Origin of the sequence: Psychrobacter namhaensis (assembly GCF_016107545.1) — a bacterium.
GTDB classification, from domain to species: domain Bacteria; phylum Pseudomonadota; class Gammaproteobacteria; order Pseudomonadales; family Moraxellaceae; genus Psychrobacter; species Psychrobacter namhaensis.
Genome location: NZ_JABASS010000002.1, coordinates 120,114 through 137,918, shown reverse-complemented (window position 1 = coordinate 137,918; position 17,805 = coordinate 120,114). Strand labels below are relative to the sequence as shown.

General features: G+C 44.7%; 17 protein-coding genes. 7 read left to right on the top strand and 10 right to left on the bottom strand.

Translation table 11 applies throughout. The annotated features are described in order from the left end of the window. Window positions 1-241: 241 nt before the first annotated feature. Window positions 242-808, bottom strand: coding sequence for an alkyl hydroperoxide reductase subunit C (ahpC, locus tag JFC06_RS02465; RefSeq protein WP_198333854.1), 567 nt, complete (start codon window positions 806-808; stop codon window positions 242-244). Between the two features lie 312 nt (window positions 809-1,120). Here ahpC and JFC06_RS02460 point away from each other — a divergent pair, with 312 nt between their 5' ends. After that, entirely contained in the window at window positions 1,121-2,029 is a 909-nt protein-coding gene (locus JFC06_RS02460) for a hydrogen peroxide-inducible genes activator (RefSeq protein WP_198333853.1), read from the top strand. A gap of 42 nt (window positions 2,030-2,071) precedes the next feature. Continuing rightward, window positions 2,072-2,743: an HD domain-containing protein gene (locus JFC06_RS02455; protein ID WP_198333852.1), complete on the top strand. Its 672-nt coding sequence runs from the start codon at window positions 2,072-2,074 to the stop codon at window positions 2,741-2,743. On the opposite strand, the gene JFC06_RS02450 is transcribed toward JFC06_RS02455, so the two are convergent. The 7 genes from JFC06_RS02450 to JFC06_RS02420 all read right to left on the bottom strand — a co-directional run bounded on the left by JFC06_RS02450 (window position 2,721) and on the right by JFC06_RS02420 (window position 11,282). After that, entirely contained in the window at window positions 2,721-3,326 is a 606-nt protein-coding gene (locus JFC06_RS02450; RefSeq protein ID WP_198333851.1) for a methyltransferase domain-containing protein, read from the bottom strand. The two genes, JFC06_RS02455 and JFC06_RS02450, sit on opposite strands and share 23 nt — an antisense overlap. A 108-nt stretch (window positions 3,327-3,434) precedes the next feature. Continuing rightward, window positions 3,435-4,103 carry a M48 family metallopeptidase gene (locus JFC06_RS02445; protein ID WP_198333850.1) on the bottom strand — a complete coding sequence of 223 codons (669 nt, stop codon included), beginning with the start codon at window positions 4,101-4,103 and terminating at the stop codon, window positions 3,435-3,437. Window positions 4,104-4,105: 2 nt separating this feature from the next. Then, a complete protein-coding gene (locus tag JFC06_RS02440; protein WP_198333849.1) occupies window positions 4,106-5,656 on the bottom strand; it encodes a DUF1513 domain-containing protein in 1,551 nt (516 codons plus the stop codon). Window positions 5,657-5,659: 3 nt separating this feature from the next. After that, complete coding sequence (locus tag JFC06_RS02435) at window positions 5,660-6,811, bottom strand: imelysin family protein (RefSeq protein WP_198333848.1); 1,152 nt, start codon at window positions 6,809-6,811, stop codon at window positions 5,660-5,662. A gap of 41 nt (window positions 6,812-6,852) precedes the next feature. After that, entirely contained in the window at window positions 6,853-8,505 is a 1,653-nt protein-coding gene (locus JFC06_RS02430) for a di-heme oxidoreductase family protein (protein WP_198333847.1), read from the bottom strand. Between the two features lie 261 nt (window positions 8,506-8,766). Next, on the bottom strand, window positions 8,767-10,227 hold the full coding sequence (locus JFC06_RS02425) for an imelysin family protein (RefSeq protein WP_198333846.1): 1,461 nt from the start codon (window positions 10,225-10,227) through the stop codon (window positions 8,767-8,769). 398 nt (window positions 10,228-10,625) lie between these two features. Beyond that, window positions 10,626-11,282 carry an OmpA family protein gene (locus JFC06_RS02420; RefSeq protein ID WP_193005272.1) on the bottom strand — a complete coding sequence of 219 codons (657 nt, stop codon included), beginning with the start codon at window positions 11,280-11,282 and terminating at the stop codon, window positions 10,626-10,628. Between the two features lie 525 nt (window positions 11,283-11,807). Between JFC06_RS02420 and JFC06_RS02415 the strand changes: the two genes are divergently transcribed. From JFC06_RS02415 to minE, 5 genes are all read left to right on the top strand, one after another. Next, entirely contained in the window at window positions 11,808-12,761 is a 954-nt protein-coding gene (locus JFC06_RS02415) for an acyltransferase (protein ID WP_198333845.1), read from the top strand. 203 nt (window positions 12,762-12,964) lie between these two features. Next, window positions 12,965-14,059 (top strand): hypothetical protein, encoded by a 1,095-nt coding sequence (locus tag JFC06_RS02410; protein WP_198333844.1) that lies wholly within the window; start codon window positions 12,965-12,967, stop codon window positions 14,057-14,059. 108 nt (window positions 14,060-14,167) lie between these two features. Further along, window positions 14,168-14,992, top strand: a complete 825-nt coding sequence (minC, locus tag JFC06_RS02405; RefSeq protein WP_198333843.1) for a septum site-determining protein MinC — start codon at window positions 14,168-14,170, stop codon at window positions 14,990-14,992. A 404-nt stretch (window positions 14,993-15,396) separates the two neighbouring features. Further along, entirely contained in the window at window positions 15,397-16,209 is an 813-nt protein-coding gene (gene minD, locus JFC06_RS02400; RefSeq protein ID WP_193005268.1) for a septum site-determining protein MinD, read from the top strand. A 2-nt stretch (window positions 16,210-16,211) separates the two neighbouring features. After that, window positions 16,212-16,502 (top strand): cell division topological specificity factor MinE, encoded by a 291-nt coding sequence (gene minE, locus JFC06_RS02395; RefSeq protein ID WP_193005267.1) that lies wholly within the window; start codon window positions 16,212-16,214, stop codon window positions 16,500-16,502. Between the two features lie 110 nt (window positions 16,503-16,612). On the opposite strand, the gene JFC06_RS02390 is transcribed toward minE, so the two are convergent. Both JFC06_RS02390 and JFC06_RS02385 read right to left on the bottom strand, forming a co-directional pair. Then, window positions 16,613-17,140, bottom strand: a complete 528-nt coding sequence (locus tag JFC06_RS02390; RefSeq protein WP_198333842.1) for a cytochrome b — start codon at window positions 17,138-17,140, stop codon at window positions 16,613-16,615. A 141-nt stretch (window positions 17,141-17,281) separates the two neighbouring features. Beyond that, window positions 17,282-17,797: a hypothetical protein gene (locus tag JFC06_RS02385; RefSeq protein WP_198333841.1), complete on the bottom strand. Its 516-nt coding sequence runs from the start codon at window positions 17,795-17,797 to the stop codon at window positions 17,282-17,284. Window positions 17,798-17,805 lie beyond the last annotated feature (8 nt).

Below are 17,805 nucleotides of genomic sequence, written 5' to 3'. Positions count from 1 at the left end.
CAGTATGTGATGGTGATGTAAGCAACCTATCCCAACTTAACGCACAGTAAATTGTGTTAAAAATAAAAGGAGTTTTATAAAGCACTAGCTTACTGAGGCAAGCCCGTTTTTGGCAGTGCTAAAAAAGGCTCTATCGACCATTGCCGATAGAGCCTTTGTCATATTTTAATAGTTATCTTTATGGGATAAATACTAAGATACTTTTAATTTTAGACTAACTAATTTTAGACTAACCTTGTTCTTAGATTTTACCAACAAGATCAAGACTTGGTTTTAGCGTATCGCCGCCTTGTTCCCAAGCTGCTGGACATACTTCGCCATCATTTTCACGAACATATTGTGCCGCTTTAACTTTACGTAGCATATCTTTTGCACTACGGCCGATACCACCAGCATGGATTTCAGCGACTTGAATTAAGCCATCAGGATCCACTAAGAATGTACCGCGCTCAGCCAAACCAGCTTCTTCAATCATGACGTTGAAGCCACGAGTGATTTTACCAGTAGGATCGCCGATCATTGGGTAGTTTACTTTACCGATTGCGTCTGAAGAGTCATGCCATGCTTTATGCGTGAAGTGGGTATCCGTTGATACTGAGTAAACTTCTACGCCTAAGTCTTTTAGCTCTTCATAGTGGCTTGCCATGTCTTCAAGCTCAGTTGGGCAAACAAAGGTAAAGTCAGCTGGGTAGAATAGGAAAATAGCCCAACCGCCTTTAACGTCTTCTGAGGTGATGGTTTTAAACTCACCGTTTACATATGCTTCTGCTGAAAATTCTGGGATTTCTTGATTGATAATAGACGCCATGATTGGCTCCTTTATAGTTAAGTTAAACGAAATTTATTTATAAGTTTGTTTCAATTAAGCCTTTAATACTCTGGGCTACCTGACAAACTATACGCGAATTCTATCGTTAATCCAGTTAAAAGTTTTTAATGTGATGTTTTGTTTTATTAAACTTGTTAAACTATTATCTCCGCTTTTCATCATCAGTGTACTATACGTAAGTACCTATTTATTAGAATTATTAGAAATTTTCAAAACAAATGATAGGGTACTCATCTATCGGATGACACAACGGAACCAATTGCGATAAAAGCCCATTAACAGAGAGGTTTTATGATTACTTTACGTCAACTTGAATTTGCCTTAGCAGTCGCTAAGCACCGTCATTTTAAACGGGCGGCAGAAGACTGTAATATTTCACAATCTGCGCTGAGCTTGGGAATCGCAGAGTTAGAAAAACAGCTGGACACTCAAATTTTTGAACGCAATAACAAACAGGTCTTAATCACCCCTATCGGTGAAGATATTCTGACCCGGGCGCAGCGGGTTTTTTCTGAGGTACATGATTTAACCACACGAGCGCACAGCCATCAATCGCCGCTCGCGTACCCGATGACGGTTGGCATTATTCCCACCATCGCCCCGTACTTGCTCCCAAAAGTGTTGCCTGCGCTACGAAAAAACTATCCAGAATTTCGTATGACCATCGTTGAACAACAAACAGAGCGCCTGCTCGAGCAAGTACGTTATGGACATATTGATACCGCGATCATTGCGTTCCCTTATGCCGTAGATGGGCTGCACAGCTTTGAGTTTTGGAGTGAAGACTTTTTTGCGGTGTTTCCAAAAAATGATGCGCACGCCAAGCTGGATACTATTGATGCTGATGAGCTGGCCACTGCCAATCTTATGCTATTGGGTGAAGGTCATTGCTTGACTGACCAAACGCTCTCTGTCTGTCACTTTGACCGCGCGCAGATGAAATCCAGTTTTTCTGATGCCAGTCTTAATACCTTAATTCAGATGGCACTCGCCAATATGGGTACGACGTTGGTACCTGAGATGGCGCTGGATCAGTTGCATCTGCAAAACCGCAACGCAGTTGCAGTGCCACTAGCAGAGGAAGGACCACATCGTCATATCGCTTTTGTCACCCGTCTAAATTATGCCCGTGTCGATGATGTCAATTTGCTTGGTAAAGTGTTTAAACAAGCTTTTGAAGAGGATGCCAATAAAAGTTAACCATCATAATGAGTCGTCGTCACTATAAAAAGCAGGGTAAATATGCACGAATTTTCGCAAATAAGTACTGAACTGGGCAATCGTTTTGCTCAGCATTTATCTGCGATCAACCGTGATGTCCTACCGACCGAGACAAAAACACTGTGGCGAGATATCGCTATTCGTTACAACGAAACCCAGCGCGCTTATCACACTTTACGTCACGTGCGGCAGCTGTTTGAACAGTTCGAACAGATTGTCTCGCATCTCCACAAGCCACATCTCATCGCTTTGGCGCTGTATTACCACGATGTAATATACCATCCGATACGCTCAGACAACGAGCTCAAAAGCGCTGAACACGCAGTAGATAAGTTAAAGGGATATCTGAATGATGAGCAATGTCGATATATCTATGCGCTTATTCTAATGACTGCCACTCATCAACTTAACGAATTGACAGACGATGATAAACGCAGTGATGCGGCCTACTTGTTAGATATGGACTTAAGTATTTTAGGGACGCCTTGGCCTGAGTATGAACGTTATGCGCGAGCGGTACGCCAAGAGTACGCGCATATTTCCGTCAACGATTACCGAATCGGTCGAGTGACGGTGTTACAGAAACTATTAGCGCATCCCAAACTCTATCTCACCTCATATTACTATGAGCGATTAGAGCAACAAGCTCGAGAAAATATGGAGCGTGAGATCAGTCTTTTATGCGCATCTTAATAAACAGCTCACTGCCCTGCCGTGCTGGATGCGAGTTATCGCTCGGCTCCATAATCTCAATATCAAAATAGGGGGCAAAACGCTGCTGATACTCCGCTTGCGTGCCACCGAATGGCGGCTCTGCTTGTCCAAAATCTTTGTTGAATAGTAATCCCACCAGTTTACCGTTAGGCTTAAGCAGCGCCGCCATCTGCTGCACATACTCATCACGTCTTGCTGGATTGATCGCACAAAAAAACGTCTGCTCAAGTATCCAGTCAAATTGATATTGCTCATCTGACAAACTAAAAAAGTCCGCGCAGATTAAATGCTTAGAGGGAAAATGCGGATAACGCTCAGCAAACGCCTCAATTGGGACAGACGCGAAATCAACCAATGTCACATTGGTAAAACCTTGCTCGTGTAAGTAGCCCACTTCGTAAGCATTGCCTGCACCCGGTACTAAAATGGCTTGATTTTTGGCACTCTCAGGTAGCTGATCAATATAGGCTTTGAGTGGCGGTGATATTTTACCCATATCCCAACCAGTGCTGTCTTGCTCATAACGCTGCTGCCAAAACTCGGCTTGACTGACCTGTTCCATATGACATCCTTGTATGCCTAACTGCATTATTTAAATGAAACTACCACTACCGCTATGTCTTATCATAACAGGCTTACTCAAACATTCTACATGGTTTACGTGAGGTGCCTAGTCTAACTGGCCCGTTTTACCGGCCAATAGGTTATGCCAGCGCTGATAGTCAGGCATCGCTGTCGCCACCGTTTGCCAAAATGCAGGACTGTGATTGGCATGATGCAAGTGGCATAGCTCATGGACGATCACATATTCGGTGCACTCAATGGGATAAGCAGGGAGATAAACCGAGAGCCAGATTCGGCGCGCACGCGTGTTGCAACTGCCCCAACGTATATGCATTTTTTTTAACCGTATCTCATTGGCTTGAGCGCCAACGATTGGCTGCCACTTTTCAAATAACGTAGGCATTACTGTGGAAAGTTGCCGCCGATAATACGCCAATTTTTCATCGTGGTTTAAAGTAAACGATTGCGCCATACCCCACAACAGAAGCGGACTCTCAGCAGTTGACAATTCGGGTGCGGTGCTTTGTTTGCGCTGATGTTGTTCCAACACTTGCGCGTGGTTAGCAATGGCCCACGGCACCCGCTTAGCAATAGCCTGCCCCATCTGTACCGTACTAATAAATTTTGGTACAGATACCATCAATAAATGTGGCTTTAGTCGAAAATTGATGTTTTTAACGCGCTTTTTGGTCACGCATAGCTCAATCCCTGCCCTTGCCAAATACTGAATAGCTTTCTCTAATAAAGGGGTACTCTGTTCTGGCAGTAAACTCATTCTCAAAGCGCCTGCAAATGGTTGTCAAAAGACATCCTCTGGAGTTGGCTATCTGTCAGCACACGCTCAATATTGTCACTAGTCTCTAATGCGGTCGTTGATAAATGAGTCACGCATAACGTGGTTAATTGACCTTGCCCATCACTCACGATAAATCCTAATTTTTCCCGATTACTGCCTGTCTTGCCAGCTATTATTGCTGCCCCAGCGCAGTCTGGCAAACTGACAACATCAATCAAAGTACGCGTCGTTAAATCAAAGATTGCCGCACAGCCACCAATCGGTGTGGTCACACACAAATGATTACGCTCACTATCCACCGCCACACTGGCGATATATTGATGAAAGCGCTGCCATTGATTGTTCGGCATGACTAAGGGACTAAAATTAGGATCTCCGCGTTTGTGCGTCAGGACAAGTGGCACATTAATGTGCCTTTCTCCCTGAAACTGAATACCAATCATCACAGTGCCATTATCATGCATGGCGAGATGACGCACGCTCATCTGATTGTGCTCAGGTGTGATTTGTTCAAGCAAGGTACCGTTATGACGGTTTAAATAAACCAGCGAAGGGCGCATGGTGTCTAAATTGAGTTCTTCGCGAGAAGCCTGTTCGGTTTTAATACCTCCATTGGCGATCACTAAAGTGTCACCATCAGGATGCATTATCAGCTCATGTGGGCCGATGCCGTGCGAGTCGAATTCAGCTATTTTTTTGTAATCATGATAAGCATCATAGACACCAATTTTTCCGTCCAAGTGGACCGTGTCATTCTCAGTCACATAGAGCCATTTGCTATCTAAGCTATAGCACGCATGACCATAAAAATGGCGATTGGTCGCAGCTTTGATGGCAGTCTTTACCTGCCCTGTTTGCGTATCGAGTACCCAGAATTTTTCACTGGGACGGCGACCCATCACCACCACATCACGGCTTTGAGGCTTATGGTCAAACTCACTTTGTGCATGAAAATCTGGCTGAACGACGATATCATGGACACGTTCAGGCATGGTGGTTTGCCAGACAATTTGCCTGTCTGCATCGATACCGACTACCCCAAAATCATGCGCATCGGTGGTGGCATTTTTGTCTTTTATCGATGCGATATTTTTTGGCATAGACGCCACACCGCTCACCCAACAAACGGGACGCGCTAGCATGGTGGTGATATGTACAGCGCTAAAGTTGGTCGAGCTATTGCCGTTACCTTTATCCGCTAACGAGGTAGCATTATAAGCGCATTGCCACGCTATCGTTGCCTGCTGGCAAGCATAGCGCAAGCGCGTTAACTGCGGCTTCAAGGCGGATGGTAGTAAGGGTAACTGCGAACGAAAGCCAGTCACATAATCTTGTAAACTTGCGTCAGGATGACGTTGTTTGCGCGAGCGATGATGTATACCGACCAGCCCTGCTGTGCCAATTATTGTCAACACTGACGTCGCCAGCAGTTCATGAGCAAACTTTTTATCTGTTGGTCTGTTTTCTAACTCATCAGATTTATAGAAATGCTTAGTCATTGTTACGGCGGGCTTGGCTCTGATAGTCTGCATTGTTTAATCGCCATCGGTACTATTGAAACCCACACGAATCCCAAGTGTCGGAATCAATTGACGCTTTATGAGGCGCGTAATCGTAGTCAGATGATCCAGCAACTTTTGCTGCGCGGCTTTATCAGCGGTGGTTAAGTCTTCTGGCATCTGTGCCAATAATGTCGTGGTATCAGCAAGCGCTGTCGATAAACGGTCAGCCACGTTGTTTTCGTTGTTACTGGCCAAAATAGCGGTTAAGACGGGGTCGGTCAGCGCTGTGTTTAAAGTGGCCAATTTAGCATTGATAATAGCACGGCTTTGTCCGGCAGTAGCAGCTGGCACATGGCCTTTGGCTTTTCCTGTTAAGCCCAGTGGCTGCTCAATGGCATTAGATTTCATGGTCTCAACTAAGGATAGCAAAGAGTTAAACCATTGATTTAGCCCTTGGTCACTTTCAGCCGTCTTATCAATCGCCAGTAATTCGGTAGAATTCTGCTGCCAGTTTTTCTCAATGTCTTTTAAACGTGTGCTCAAGGCACTGCTTGCGCTTATCACATAAGCACACTGACTCGCATCTAAACTGTCATTGGCATATAACGCTTCCTCTAAACCTGGCACCCCTTGGACGATAGCACTCTCATTAGCGAGCTGTTCAGGGCTGAGCGTTGGGTTGGACGCAATCAGCTCTGCCACACCGCTATGCACCAGTCCGCGCTCGTCCGGATAATAGTTGATGTACAGATTGCTCATACTGGCGGTCGCTGGACCAAAATTAATCATCTCCGCACTTGCCCATGCTTGTGCCAACACCAGCCATTGATCGCGTAGCGCTTGTAGCTCTTCACCGCTGATAGGGGCCTTCTGACAGTGCTTTTTGGCCAAATCATGCAGTGCATCACTTTGCCTAGCCACGTCCGCATATGCTGGGATGACAATATCATTTGCCACGTGGGTCAGGTAGGTTTGTTCAGTATCAGCGCTAATGTCTACTGCCATTATTTGAGCAATAGTATCGCCCGCACCTTCTGTTGCACTGGCAGAGGTAGCGCTATCTTGTGCCACCTTTTGGCTATCCACGTCTGGCGCTTTACTCTCATCAGCCGGTTTTACACAGCTGATCAGCAATCCAGCACTCAAGGCAGACAACGCCATTGCTAAAGCATGGTTTATTTTCATAAGTTTCTCGGTAATTTTATAGGTAGTTATTTACATGGTTTTTATAATGATTTTAAAAACGCATTCAGTTCAGCCCGTCCTTGTTTGTCAAGGTTAAGTACTTTTTTCTGTTGTTCTTGTGCTTCTCCGCCATGCCATAACACCGCTTCCATGAGGGTGCGAGCGCGGCCATCATGCAAAAACGTCGCTTGTGGATCAACGGTTTGGGCAAGACCAATGCCCCATAAAGCGGGCGTACGCCATTCGTATGAGTTGGCTAAAAACTCAACTTGGGCATCTTTAGGTGGCAGTTTGCCAGCAATCGTACGATCAGCAAGATCATCCCCCATGTCATGAAGTAGTAAGTCCGTATAAGGATAAATCACTTGTCCATGCTGCTCAAGATGGTCATCATCGGTTTTTGGCAGTTGATACCTTGGCGTGTGACAACTCTGACAGCCCATATCATAAAAGCGTTTTTTGCCAGCCAGCACCAGCTTGTCATCAGCATTGCGGCGATGCGGTACGGCTAAATTGCGTGTATAGAATTCGACAAATTTTGCCACTTCATCATTGACTTCAACAGGCGGCCTACCATCCCCTTGCTCATCCGCGCCAGTCGTCGCCTTCACACAAGCGGTTTGTGTCGGCATACATGACTCGTGCGGGCGGATATTTGACGTCAGACCCATATCTTCATTAAAGGCGCTTTGGTTTTGGGTAAGCAATTTGGTTTGCCCAGCTTTCCAGCCAAAGCGTCCTAGCGCATGCTTGCCAGTTTGCGGATCCATCACCCAGTTAAATTTTCCACTGATATCGCTATTATTATTTTTATCGGTGGCTTGTTTTTTAATGTCTTCGTCAGGTATTTGTTCGAGCAGCCCAAGTCCAATCATTGGTAAGGCAACACGCGGTGATACCATCAATTCATCATCGAATGGGCCATAACCTGGCTTGGTCAAGTTAAAAGTAGGGGCGCGTAACGTTTCGACATGACCGTCGGTAAAAGTAACCGTTTTATCTGTCCACTGTACCGCAATTCTCGCTTCGACAGGTACGCCTTGAATACCACGATCTTGTAGCTGTCCACCATACATAGGATGAGCGACTTTTTCGATCAGTGAGTTCTGCAATTGCTGGCGCTGCTCATCCGTGGTCGCTGGCATCGCCAGACGAATAAGTAAACTGTCAGCATCGTCATCAATATTCATAGGTGCATGTCCCCGGCCGTCTTTGACATGACAAGACTGGCAAGCAGCGACATTAAATAAAGCCCCCAAACCATCTCGGCTATCCGTGCTAGCAGGGGCGATCACCCATGGTTGCCGAAAGAAGGCATTCCCAATAAAAAAAGACCCTTTACGCGAAGCCGTCAAATTTGATGAAGGTTTAGAGTAACTCTCGGCACTACTGATACTGATACCTGTATCGCCGCCTTGCTTAATCTCTTGCGGATCAAAGCTGACCAACTGCTGTAGTGGTACGCCAGCCAGCGCCTCTATGGTGTGGCGTCGTTCAGGCGCTAAAGCTTGGTGATCGACTGCCCCCTCTGTATTAACAGCAGCGCCGTCAGACACTCCGTCAGTCGGCTGACAGGCACTGAGAAACAAAGTGAAAATCACCCCAAGTGTCAGCTTTGATGGCGCGCTTTTGTTGATAAAAGAAGAGTAGAACAAGGCAGGTTGTTTGACTTTTAAGACATCTTTGGTGTTCATAGAGAGTACCTTAGTTCTAGTATAGAACCATTAAAATCGCGTGCTATAAAGTGCCGAACGTCTAGTCGACAGGGCACAGCTGCGCACTGACCTATCAGGCTATTTTAATACGGTATAAAAAACACGTTGCCAACAGCGGTCGACAACGTGTGTATTATACCTAAATTATTTTTTTAGCCAAATCATCCTCACTGACTTATAACGACTGCTTAGGCATCATAAGTAGATTCAGTTGGCTGTTTTAAGCACATACCTCTTAACTTAAAATTGCGACCCTGCGTCAGCATCTAGGTTGTCAATACCCACCGCTTTTGCCGCATTTTCGATACCAGCAGTCAGCTCTTGTAAGCTGGTAATGCTATTTTCAATCCAACTGCGGCGGACATTTTGTTCTTCAGCTGAAATCCCTTGGTCGCTAACTTGACCTGCGGTAGCAATCATTTGATCAACTTTGATGCCTTCTTTTTCCGCTTTTTCAACAAGCACGTTAAAGGCAGCTTCTACGTTAGCGAAATCAGTAGCCAACTTATCAGCGGCTTCTTGGTTACCCGTGTCTATAAGGTAGTCTTTCACGCCATAACCCCCGACTGTTTTACCAGCGACTGTCTTATAGCTACCGTTAAAGACATTTTGAATCCCGCGAGCATTGTTAGCATAGCTAAGATGCGTCAAGTCACTAAAACACTCGTGCTCATCTTCAGTAGAGCCTGTAACAAATGCGACCTGCATACGCTCAGACGCAAGCTCACCAAGTGCTAAGCTGCCCATCTGGTACATAATCTGACGCAAACCATTGTCATATTTACGTGCCATAAGGTCGCTGCGTAAGGTGTTTTCACTTTCAGGCTGCCACTCAGCTTCCATCGCTGTTAAGTCATCCCCCAGTAACTGAGCGGCGGCTTTTAAGAACTCACCACGGCGCTCACATATGCTCGCATCTTCATTGACTGTATCACCACTGGTACATTCACCAGCTTTAGTTACATAGTCGCTTACCGGACGATTGCCTGCGCCTTCGCCGACCCCATTCGTGTCTTGACCCCATAGCATGAACTCAATGGCGTGATAGCCAGTAGTCACGTTGGCTTCACTACCACCAATCTCATTCATTTCTGCTAACAGCTCAGGGGTAATGGTGCTGGTATCTTGCTTGACGCTCCCAACCGTAATGCTATCACTGTTGATGATATTGTCTTGACTGCTGTACTCGCCTTCATAGCTGTCACTGACATAATCAATCAGAGCCTCATCAAGTGGCCAAGCATTTACCTGCCCTTCCCAGCTATCGATGCTGCCAATTTCACGTTTGTCATTGGCTGTGACAAAACCTTCATCAAAACGGAAAATCTCAGTTTGTGAATAAGGCTGACGTGCCGCTTTATAAGCAGCTTTTGCCGCATCAAGATTTGCTTGAGTAGGCGTTGCTACGTATGTTTCTACCGCCGTTTGCAGCGCTTTGGCAGTATCTAACGAGTCTTTATAAGCGGCATGCGCCATGTTGGCATAGCTTATCATCAGTCTATCAGTGTGAGCCTTATCGGCAGCTGACAGCTGGGTATCATCAGACGCTTCTGTACTTTGCACTTCTGTTTGCGTATCAGCGCTCGTGTCAGCGTCTTCGGCAGTTTGCTTGGTGCAACCCGATACCATTAACAGCCCTGCAAGTGCAGCAGCTAAAGTAGTTGGTAAAATCTTACGGCTCGTTACTGTGGTAGTCGTCATACACATCCTCAAAAAATATAGCAAAAGAAAATTGGTTTTGATTAAAGAGCATCCATTATATTAATCATTTAGATCCTATTACCGCAAGAGATCTTAACTACCCACACTGACTATTTATCATGCAGAGTAAGTTATCGGGTCTAGTAAGACGTTTCATACTACAGCAATAAGAAAACTTTACAAATTATAGTGTTATTGATAATCATTATCAATATTTAATTTTAGGTTCCTTCTTGATTTTATTAAATTAACCTTTAAGCAGGAATAAAAAATGGTTCAATCAAACATAAAAAAAGACCAGCAATAAGCTGGTCTTTTTACGTGTTAAGTAAGATCACTTTTATCTAAGATAAATAACCACTATAGGGATAGCTGTTAAATCTCTAACAATCTATTGATTAGTTAACACTCTGTGGAGAGTTAATGGTTAGCTCAACACGGCGGTTTTGCTGGCGACCATAATCAGTGCTGTTATCAGCTACTGGACGCGATTCCCCATAAGCCACTACATTGATACGATTAGAAGCGACACCGCGAGCCGTCAGATAGTTAGCCACTGAGTAAGCACGATCACGTGATAGACCCATGTTGTACGACGCTGAACCTCGGCTATCTGTGTGACCAGCAATGTTCACAGTGGTCTTATTGTACTGGTTCATGGTAGAGGCCAGCTTATCAAGTGTTGGCTTGAAAGATGAGCTTAGGGTCGCATCGTCAAAGGCAAAGGTGATGTTACCTGGCATAACCAAATCGATGTTACCGGTGCTAGGGTTTTGCTCAACCGTGACGCCTGTACCAGCCATTTGTTGCTCAAGCTGCTTAGCTTGACGCTCCATATAATAACCAACACCTGCACCTAAAGCGGCACCAATCGCAGCATCGCGACCTGTTTTGTCGCCACCAGTTGCTTTTGAGATAGTAGCACCACCAGCTGCGCCAACTAACGTACCAAGTGCGGTCTTGTTTAGACGTTGTTGTCCTGTGTTTGGATCAGTAGTACAACCACTAAGCGCTAGACCTGATGCAACTGCTGCAATCATTAATTTATTACGCATAATATTTCCTCTTAAGTTTAAAAAGTTATAGATAAGGTGTGCTTTTTATAAATATTTTCCATTAATTTTTTCTAGGTGTATATATACACTCGTTGTCATTATGGCAACTCCCATCTAACCATGTGTAATATTTTGTCATACCTGTGTATGAGAAGTGCAGAATGCGTTACTAGATTGCTATACGGGCACATTTCGGACCCTCAAATTTTTGATTTTTAGTACTGGTATCACAAGTCACGTTTACACGCGTACACTAGGCAGCCTTTCTGCTAAAATTAAGCAATAGCAAGGGCTAAGTAACACTCGGGTATAGATGGCTGTCTTTAGAAGCGATGCTTAGCGTTTTCTCATGATGACTCATGACTAAAACGTCTTGAGTTGATCATAGATTTATTTACAGACAAAAATTTATAATGTTACTTTTTTGACCCCATAAAAATATACATGTCTTTGAGCCTAGTCAAACAAGCAGCTCCAGCAATGGATGCCTTACATACTCATAAGATCGACCGAAAAGGATTTAGCATGCGACTAACATCTGCGATTCAAAAAATACACAAACGCACCCCAAAGTTAGGCAAAGCCGTTTCCCTTGCGACAGCCACTGGCGTCATCGCAGCCAACAGCTTCAGTTGTAGCATTCCTTTATGGCTAATGGGTGTTGGCAAGATTTTCACTGGCGCGGCTATTGCCGATAAAACAGTCATCAAAATCACCAATCACTGGATCGGTAGTAACAATGCGTTAATCGACAACATACTGCCGCGTAAAGATTGGCGCATCAACTTACCCGATGACGTGCATATGCATGGTAAATACTTGCTTATCAGTAACCATCAGTCTTGGGTCGACACCAGTATCGTGCAGTACATTAGTGAAAAACGCCTGCCGTTAACCCGATTCTTTACCAAGTTTGAACTGATCTACATTCCCATTGTTGGACAAGCTTTTTACTTTTTAGACTTCCCAATGATGCGCCGATATTCCAAAGAGGCCATCGCCAAAAATCCTGCCCTAAAAGGTAAGGACATTGAAGAAGCCAAGCGTGCCTGCGCCCTATTAAAAGACAAGCCGTTTACGTTGTTAAATTATTTAGAGGGTACGCGCTTTACCAAGGCCAAACATACACAGCAGCAGTCCCCTTATACGCATCTCCTAAAGCCACGTGCAGGCGGTCTATCATTGGCCATTAACGCGTTAGGCGCCGATATCGATGGCATGTTAGATATGACCATTGTCTATCCAGATGGGGTACCGACTTATAGTGACCTTTGGAAAGGAAACATTAAACGCTTGGGTGTGGATGTCAGACATATCAAGATACCTGATGCCCTATTCACTGGCATCCAAAATGGCGGCTATGAAAACGATGCCGCCGTAAAAGCGCAAATGTTTGAGTGGGTTGAGCAAATATGGCGCGAAAAAGACCAGCTGATTACAGATATGCTGGCTGAGTTTGAAGCAAACCCGCAAACTTAAGCCGTTTATGACGGTTAAGAGCGTGAGGGCGTAAAGAGAATCAGTGCATAATTATAATAGAAGATGGGTTGTTTTTTAACCTTATTCATTGATAATGTGAATGGTTATAAGCTTATGGCTTTTTTCCCATGACTGACTTGGTGGCCATGTGCTATTTGAGTCGCTTATTTTTTTATGCTATTGATTACTTATAAGGTTTGACTGTGTCCGCCTCTCCTATTACTAGTCCACCGCTAGACTCAGCGCCCGTGCCAAATCAGTCGCCTCGTTTATCAGATGATAAGCTGCCCCGACCCAATCGCCCAAAGCCAAATCGCTTAAAACTTACTTATGATATCGTGATGATCATTGCGATCAGTATTGATCTGCTACTGATTAGTGTGGATGCGATCTTGATGAGTAACTTTAGTCACAATGTCGCAGGGTGGCTGAGCATTAGCGAGGCGCTCAACTGGTATCAAAACACCCTGCATGACCCTTTGCGTACTGTTGGTGGTTTTTTTACCGTCTTTTTAATTCTTGAGCTGTTGTTGCGTTGGGCGATTGCAGTGAAACAACAAGTTTATTATCGCTGGTTCTTTTTTCCTTTTGTCCATTGGTACGAAGTACTGGGGTGTTTTCCGCAGCTACGAGCCTTACGTTTGTTTCGAGCAGTGGTCATCGGCAGGCGCTTGTATCAGCTTGGCTACCAAGTGCTGCCGCAGCCCTGGATCAATCGCATTACATTCTATATCGACTTACTATTAGAAGAGCTGTCTGATCGCGTCATACTAACCGCTATCCAAAACTTTCGGCAGCAACTGACCAACCCTGAGACGCACAAATCATTTATTGAATCCACGATTGCGCGAAATCGCACGGAGATTGAAGCCGCATTGTTGTCCGTACTACGGTCAGAACTGGCACCCAAATTACAGGCATTGACGGCATCAACAGGCGGCAGCAATATGTTAGCCAGTGAGATGGGCCATGCTATTGAAGAAGGGTTGGCCAACACCCCTGAGTTACGCCGTTACCTTCGCATGATACCCATCGCTGGTAGCTTAATTGAATCGCAGCTACAACATGTCGGGCATAATATAGGTGAGAACGTCGTTTACGCGCTGAATAAACGCCTGCTTGACACTGAGCGTCTCGACGCATTGATGGTAGCGATTGCGAATGGTATTGCGAATATAGACACTGATAATACCGCACTGGATACCTTGATTTCGAGTATCATTGATGACAGTCTGACTGAGTTTGAAGCTCAAGTAAAAGTACAGCAGTGGAAACATCAAGACATGCTTAATTTGTAACCTGTACTTCTAACAGTGAGTATGGCTCAGTAGTAAATAAACAATATGGTTCGATAATAAAATAGCAGTGTGAGTACAGCGATAGGATTATCTCTTGAGGATTTATATATGACAGTTTTAGATAAAAATAACCAGGCCTCGAGTGCCGCACCAGCGTTGGCCTTTTATGGCAAGATGCTGACCTTTTCACGTTTGCAGTTTAGTACCGATGATCTGGTCGCTATTGAAGCCCAGCTTGCTGAAACGCTGAGCAATAAAACGAGCAATATCCCCATCCTCATCGATAGTGAGGTTGAGCAAGACCTATCAGCATTGGTAGAGCTGTTATGGTCATGGGGTCTACAACCTATTGGCGTAGTGACAGGAAAGCTGGACGAACAAGCACGCGCACAGCGCTTGGCAATCTTCCCCGCCGATGGCAAACGTATCGAGCGTATTTTACCGAGCAAAAAAGCAGCGCCGCAGGTCGCTAAAGTAGCTGAGGATAAAAATGCCGATTTGGCCAGCAATAAAGACACCACTGCAATCAACGACACAGCCACTGAGACAACGATATCTGATGTCACTGCAGAATCCCTAGTGAGCACGGAGCAAATTACCAGTCTCATTTATGACCAAATGCTACGCTCAGGGCAAAGCCTCAATCACGTCGGCGGTGACTTAATCTTGACCAACAGTGTCAATAGCGGTGCTGAAGCGATTACTGATAACAGCTTGCACATCTACGGTCGTGCCCAAGGTCGACTGGTCGCAGGCGCGACTGGTGACAAAGATGCGCGTATTTTTTGTCAGGTTTTCAATCCATCATTGGTTTCGGTGGCTGGCACCTATTGCTTGCGCGACAACTTACCCGAGCATGTGATTGATAAGTCAGTGCAAGTCAGGTTTATAGAAGGTGAAGGTTTGGTGTTTACGGTGATGGATGAAACCTAACACACTCACTGATTTGCACCCATCAGTATTTTAGGCGCTTTTTAGAAGGGTCGGCTGACTAAGCTGATCGATTCTTAACGCCTTATAAGTGGCTTACTTAATATTATAGTAAGTTTATTTAACAAAATTGCTCTATGATGAATCGCTAGCTCTGCCACTATTTACCCTCTTCATAAATGCCTATTTTATTAGATAAAAAAGGCGGTATTAACTGGTAAATTTTAGGTAACGAGGCCGTGTGGTCTATATAGAAACTGTTTTTCTGCTTTAGTCTCGACCTGCTATAAATTTTTGTTTATTTATGCTAGGCTAGGTTCGCAGGTAGTGTATATATCGTATGTGAATAACATGCCGTTGCCCTATTTATATAAAGATAACCCATTGATTCATAGGAGTGTGCCATTGTGGCGAAGATAGTTGTAATCACTTCAGGTAAAGGCGGTGTGGGCAAAACCACGACAAGTGCCTCTTTTGCCGCTGGTTTAGCGTTGCGTGGCTATAAGACAGTCGTTATCGATTTTGATGTGGGTCTACGTAATCTAGACTTGATCATGGGTTGTGAGAACCGAATTGTTTACGATTTTGTCGATGTCATCACCGGTAACGCGCGCTTGTCGCAAGCCCTTGTCAAAGACAAACAGCTCGAAAACTTGTACATCCTTCCCGCCAGTCAAACCCGTGACAAAGACGCATTGACAAATGAAGGTGTGGCGGAGGTTATGGCTGAGCTGTCTAAACAGTTTGACTATATTATCTGTGATTCGCCTGCTGGCATTGAGCGCGGGGCTCAGTTAGCAATGTATCATGCTGATGAAGCGATCATCGTCACCAACCCTGAGATCTCTTCAGTGCGTGACTCAGATCGTATTATTGGTATTTTACAAAGCCAAACGAAAAAGGTCGCAGAGAATCAAGGTACGGTACGTGAGCACTTGATTATCACTCGTTACAATGCCGAACGTGCCGCTGCTAATGAGATGATGGATATCGATACGATCTCGAATGATATCCTAAAAGTGCCGTTACTTGGCGTGGTTCCTGAAAGCCATTCAGTGCTTGAAGCATCTAACCACGGTGAGCCCGTTATTCATTATACCGATTCTGTTGCTGGTCAGTGTTATGATGACATTGTCGCCCGTTTCTTAGGCGAAGAACGTCCACTACGTCATATTGACGTGAAGAAAAAAAGTTTATTACAGCGCTGGTTTGGGGGTTAATGATGACTAAGAAAAAAGGATTTTGGAGTAGCCTGTTTGGTACTGACGACAGTAGTAGCGCAGGCAGCGCTAATTTAGCTACTGAACGTCTCAAGGTTATCGTTGCTAGCGAAAATCGTTTAAATAATCGCTTAACCGTTGATCGTATCGAAAAAATGAAACGTGAAATACTAGAAGTGGTTAATAAGTATGTCAATGGTGTACAGATAGATGATGTTAATATCAATCATCGTTCTGAAGACAGCTTAGATGTACTAGAGATGAATATCAGTTTGCCTGAGCATAAAAAATAACGTCGTCAAACACTCTTTTGTGCCTTGACGCCTTTATGCCGCACCTAAAAAAGCCCTAAGTATTCTCGTACTTAGGGCTTTTTCGTCGATAAAAATTAACCCAAAAACGACTACTTCATGCGCGCTATCAAATTGTCTTTTTTCACAAACTGATGATATAAAGCTGCGCCAATATGGATAAGCGTAAACGCAATAATCGCAGGCCAGATAATATCAGTGTGCAAATCATTATAGGAGCGGGCCAATCCGCGATCTGGGGTGACAAACACTGGAATCTGAAACAAGCCAAAAATATCAACTGGTCGGCCACCATAGACCGTCATTAACAAGCCGGCCATTGGCATGGCGATTAATAATGCATACAAACCGAAATGGGTTAAGTGTGCCAGCAGGGCTTGCCACTTTGGCATTGGGACTGATGGCGGAGCTTTAGTCAATAGACGGTTGATGACCCGCGCTATCATCCAAAACAGCAAGCTGATGCCAAACGATTTATGCAATCCGATATAAAGGTTGCTATCAAGATTGTCGTACAGCAGTATCATTACCCACGTGACTAGCAACAAAATCGCACTAATCCAATGAAAGATACGGCTACTGACGGACCACTTTGATACGTTTGAATTTACATTGCTCATGAGTTGCCCTATTACCCTCGTCATCAATTAGCTGTCATTCATATGATAGACAAAACAGCTATGATTCAGTAGTTAACCATCATCAAGGATGACTGGACGATCGCTTTGATAGCAAAGACCCACTCAAAAACAGATGAAAAGTTAGCTGTCTAAATCAATTAATTGGTGCGCAATTTTATCTAAGTCTGGCACCAAGTAAGTTTTGTCATCAATCATAACGGTTTGAAAAAGGTAGGATAGCACAACGTTTTCATTAAGGGGTAATCCCCTATCATCCGTATCCATATTATTGAGTGGCTCAGAGTTATCGAACTGCTCAGGGACATCAATGTCTTTCACCTCAGAAATACGCACTTGGCGTGGTTGCAACTCGCCTGCCGTTTGCAAAGCCAAGCGGTGATCTGAGGTATTACCCTCTAATACTACGATTGTCTCTGGTGACTGCTCCTGTGGTAACAGATGAAATACCATCAGCGCTTGTTGCTGCCAGTCATAGGTTGACGTACGCTCGGCACAGTTTTCCACACTCAAAATCAGGCTACTTGGAATCAACCAGTCAGGTTGGTTAACAGCTGGAATAACAGTAACATCAAGCATACCGTTGTTTGTGGTCAGCAAGCTTACTGCCTCAAACGAATGTTTCAAAATTTGTTTCATACATCGCT

Bases quoted from the DNA above. Each gene is read 5' to 3' on its own strand.
- ahpC (WP_198333854.1), bottom strand. From the start codon at position 808: ATGGCGTCTATTATCAATCAAGAAATCCCAGAATTTTCAGCAGAAGCA.
- JFC06_RS02460 (WP_198333853.1), top strand. From the start codon at position 1,121: ATGATTACTTTACGTCAACTTGAATTTGCCTTAGCAGTCGCTAAGCAC.
- JFC06_RS02455 (WP_198333852.1), top strand. From the start codon at position 2,072: ATGCACGAATTTTCGCAAATAAGTACTGAACTGGGCAATCGTTTTGCT.
- JFC06_RS02450 (WP_198333851.1), bottom strand. From the start codon at position 3,326: ATGGAACAGGTCAGTCAAGCCGAGTTTTGGCAGCAGCGTTATGAGCAA.
- JFC06_RS02445 (WP_198333850.1), bottom strand. From the start codon at position 4,103: ATGAGTTTACTGCCAGAACAGAGTACCCCTTTATTAGAGAAAGCTATT.
- JFC06_RS02440 (WP_198333849.1), bottom strand. From the start codon at position 5,656: ATGCAGACTATCAGAGCCAAGCCCGCCGTAACAATGACTAAGCATTTC.
- JFC06_RS02435 (WP_198333848.1), bottom strand. From the start codon at position 6,811: ATGAAAATAAACCATGCTTTAGCAATGGCGTTGTCTGCCTTGAGTGCT.
- JFC06_RS02430 (WP_198333847.1), bottom strand. From the start codon at position 8,505: ATGAACACCAAAGATGTCTTAAAAGTCAAACAACCTGCCTTGTTCTAC.
- JFC06_RS02425 (WP_198333846.1), bottom strand. From the start codon at position 10,227: ATGACGACTACCACAGTAACGAGCCGTAAGATTTTACCAACTACTTTA.
- JFC06_RS02420 (WP_193005272.1), bottom strand. From the start codon at position 11,282: ATGCGTAATAAATTAATGATTGCAGCAGTTGCATCAGGTCTAGCGCTT.
- JFC06_RS02415 (WP_198333845.1), top strand. From the start codon at position 11,808: ATGCGACTAACATCTGCGATTCAAAAAATACACAAACGCACCCCAAAG.
- minC (WP_198333843.1), top strand. From the start codon at position 14,168: ATGACAGTTTTAGATAAAAATAACCAGGCCTCGAGTGCCGCACCAGCG.
- minE (WP_193005267.1), top strand. From the start codon at position 16,212: ATGACTAAGAAAAAAGGATTTTGGAGTAGCCTGTTTGGTACTGACGAC.
- JFC06_RS02390 (WP_198333842.1), bottom strand. From the start codon at position 17,140: ATGAGCAATGTAAATTCAAACGTATCAAAGTGGTCCGTCAGTAGCCGT.
- JFC06_RS02385 (WP_198333841.1), bottom strand. From the start codon at position 17,797: ATGAAACAAATTTTGAAACATTCGTTTGAGGCAGTAAGCTTGCTGACC.